Here is a 761-nt window from a genome sequence, read left to right as displayed (position 1 = left end):
AACTACCATGAAAATTAAACACTAATAAGCAGGAAAAAGACCATATTAAATAAAACGCAAGCTTCAAATTTTTAAAAAAAGAGCAGCGCCTTATTAGAGATTTCCTAATAAATCGGTGGTTAGGATACTTCTGAAATATTTACGGTATATCCTAAGTTTTCTAACCTTCGAACCGAATTTCGTACAATGGAAGCTTGCTTTTGTTTATCAAAATAATCTTCGCCTAAGTCTACATACATTTCTTTCCTTGTTAAAAGATAATAAGAAATTCTTAACATGGCGTGGGCAACGACAATTCCAGCTCGTTTTCTTCCTTTTCGCGCAGCTGTCCGTCTGTATAGAGCTCCAAGATAGTTTTTGGAGGCTCCAACTGAATGAGCAGCTTCGGTTAAAGCAGATTTTAAATATTTATTTCCCTTTTTGCCCCTGGTTGATTTCCTTTTTCCTGCACTTTCATTGTGTCCTGGTACGAGGGCGGCCCATGAACATAATCTGGCTGCACTTTCGAACTGTTTTTCAACGTCCGTTCCGATTTCAGCTAGTATTTGTTCTGCCATTCGAGTGGCAATACCAGGTATTGAATCCAGTCGTTCTATGCTTTCTTGATACACACTAACTCTTTGGGCAACCTCTTGATCGAGTTTTTCAATCTGTTCAGTCAGAAAATCAATATGAGTTAGAATCGTTTTAAGCATCATTCGTTGATGAGGATTCACATACCCATTCAGGGCAAGGATTAAATCATCTTTTTTCTTCTTCAT

General features: G+C 37.6%; 1 protein-coding gene. It reads right to left on the bottom strand.

The features are described 5' to 3' along the window. Positions 1-119: 119 nt before the first annotated feature. On the bottom strand, positions 120-761 hold a 642-nt coding region (locus tag ASU00_RS24105; RefSeq protein WP_152983847.1), incomplete at its 5' end, for a transposase.

It is taken from the genome of Peribacillus muralis, from assembly GCF_001439925.1.
Lineage (GTDB): Bacteria > Bacillota > Bacilli > Bacillales > DSM-1321 > Peribacillus > Peribacillus muralis.
This window is presented reverse-complemented; position numbering and strand designations above follow the sequence as displayed.